This is a genomic window from Streptomyces sp. 13-12-16, from assembly GCF_002114215.1.
Classification (GTDB): domain Bacteria; phylum Actinomycetota; class Actinomycetes; order Streptomycetales; family Streptomycetaceae; genus Streptomyces.
In genome coordinates this window covers 1-2,338 of sequence record NZ_NCTE01000104.1, presented here as the reverse complement: position 1 = coordinate 2,338, position 2,338 = coordinate 1, and the positions used below count along the sequence as shown (strand labels likewise).

General features: G+C 74.2%; 3 protein-coding genes. All 3 read left to right on the top strand.

From position 1 onward, the window contains the following. A partial coding sequence (locus B7767_RS05195) for a GtrA family protein (RefSeq protein ID WP_179167034.1) occupies positions 1–325 on the top strand: 325 nt, incomplete at its 5' end. Then, entirely contained in the window at positions 322–1,596 is a 1,275-nt protein-coding gene (locus B7767_RS05190) for a hypothetical protein (protein WP_085571075.1), read from the top strand. The genes B7767_RS05195 and B7767_RS05190, both read left to right, overlap by 4 nt. Positions 1,597–1,611: 15 nt before the next feature. After that, the coding region (locus B7767_RS05185) for a CapA family protein (RefSeq protein WP_085571074.1) at positions 1,612–2,338 on the top strand (727 nt) is incomplete at its 3' end.

The window sequence follows — 2,338 nt, the reverse complement described above, 5'->3', positions numbered from 1 at the left end:
CCAGGCGGCCAACGCGCTCGCCCTGCTGGCCAGCGCCGTCGCCAACACCGCCGCGAACCGGCGGCTCACCTTCGGGGTGCGCGGCCGCACCGGGGTGCTGCGCCACCAGCTCAAGGGGCTGGCGGCGTTCCTGGTCGGCCTCGCCCTCACCAGCGGTTCGCTGGCCGTGCTGCACCGCGCGGCGCCCGGGGCGGGGCCCCGGGTGGAGCTGCTGACGCTGGTCGCCGCCAACCTCGCCGCGACCCTGCTGCGCTTCCTTCTCCTGCGGGCCTGGGTGTTCCCCGGCCGGCGCTCCCGCCGTACGACAGGATCCCCGACCTCATGACCACCGCCCCGACGAACCAGGCCGGCCCGGCCCCGTCCCCCGTGCCCCGGCCCGGCACCGCCCCGCCCGTCTCCCCGGACCCTCGCGAGCGGCTGCGCCGCGCCGCCGTGCGTTACGGCCCCGTCCTCGCGGTGTACGGCGTGCTGAAGCTGGTGGGCTTCGCCGTCTTCATGTACCTGTTGGACTCGGCCGGCGACTTCCGCGAGAAGCATCCGCGCTTCGGCGGCGGCGCCCACACCTGGGACGTGCTGGGAAGCTGGGACGGCTGGTGGTACCAGCAGATCGCCCTGCACGGCTACGACCCGGCGCTGGAGCCGATACCCGGCGCCACCGGGCTGATCACCCTCGAGGGCAACTCGGCGGCGTTCTTCCCGCTGTACCCGGCGCTGATGCGGATGGTCTCGGAGGTCACCGGGCTCGGCCCGTACGGTGCCGGCATGACCGTGTCGGTCGTGTTCTCCTTCGTCGCGGCACTCGGCATCCACGCCGTCACGGCCCGGCTGGGCGGGTACCGGGCCGGTCTGGTCGCCGTGGGACTGTGGGCGGTGTGGCCCGGTTCCGGCGCGGAGTGGGCGGTGTACTCCGAGTCCGTGTACACGGCGCTGGCCGCCTGGGCCTGCTACGCCGTGATGACCCGTCGCTGGCTCACCGCCGGGGTGCTGACCTTCACCGCCGGGCTCGCCCGGCCCACCGCCGTCACCCTGGTCGCCGCCCTCGCCGTCGCCGGGCTGTTCGCGGTGTGGCGCCGCGAGGAGGGCGTCCGCCGCCCGTTGGCCGCGGTGGCGATCGCCCCGCTGGGCGTGGCCGGCTATCTGGGCTGGGTGGGCTACCGGATGGGCGACTGGGGTGGCTACAACAAGCTCCAGGACGGCGCCTGGGCCCACAAGTTCGACTGGGGCCGGCACACCCTCGACGTGCTCACCTCCGTGCCGGTGGGCCACTCCGACTATCTCTTCGCGATGCCGTTCGAGGACATCATCGGGGTCGGGGTGGTGCTGCTGGTGCCGGTGCTGACGGTGCTGCTGATGCGGCTGCGTCCGCCCGCCGTCCTCGTCGTGTACACGGTGCTGTCGTACCTGATGGTGATGGCCACCCAGCAGTACTTCGGCAACGTCTCCCGCTACCTGCTCCCGCTGTTCCCGCTGTTCGTCCCGCTCGCCCTGGCCATGCGCCGGCTGAAGTGGCCCTCGCTGGCCGCGGTGCTGGGCACGGCGGCCCTGGCCTCCGGCTCGTACGCGGGATACGTCCTGTTCGAACTGGGTGTGCCGTAGACCTACCGTGGAGACATGGACGCCGGGACGGTGACACTGTTCCTGTGCGGGGACGTGATGCTCGGGCGTGGCGTCGACCAGATCCTCCCGCACCCGGGCGATCCCGCGCTGCGGGAGGACTTCGTCCGGGACGCGCGCGGCTACGTGGAGCTGGCGGAGGCGGTGAGCGGCCCGGTTCCCCGGCCGGTCCCGTTCTCGTGGCCGTGGGGCCGGGCGCTGGAGGTGCTCGGTGGGGCCGCCCCGGACGCGCGGATCGTCAACCTGGAGACCTCGGTCACGCAGAGCGACGCGTTCGCGCCCGGGAAGGCCGTCCACTACCGGATGAACCCGGCCAACGTGCCCGCCGTGGAGGTGGCGCGGCCCGACGTGTGCGTCCTGTCCAACAACCATGTGCTCGACTTCGGCCGCCCCGGGCTCCGGGAGACGCTGGACGTGCTCCACGGCGCGGGGCTGAGGACGGCGGGCGCGGGAGGGGACTCCGACGAGGCGTACGCGCCGGCGGTGGTCCCCGTCGAGGGCGGCCGGGTGCTGGTGTTCGCCCTGGGGACGATGTCCAGCGGCATCCCGCCGGGCTGGGCGGCGACGGCGGAGCGGCCCGGGGTGGCGTTCCTCGCGGAGCCGTCGGCCACCGCGGCGGAGGCGGTCGTCCGGCGGGTGCGGCGGGCCAAGCGCGAGGGCGACGTCGCGGTGGTGTCCGTGCACTGGGGCTCGAACTGGGGCCACCACGTCCCGCAGGGCCAGG

What these genes read in the sequence shown, in the direction of transcription:
- B7767_RS05190 (WP_085571075.1), top strand. Translation starts at nt 322, where the DNA reads ATGACCACCGCCCCGACGAACCAGGCCGGCCCGGCCCCGTCCCCCGTG.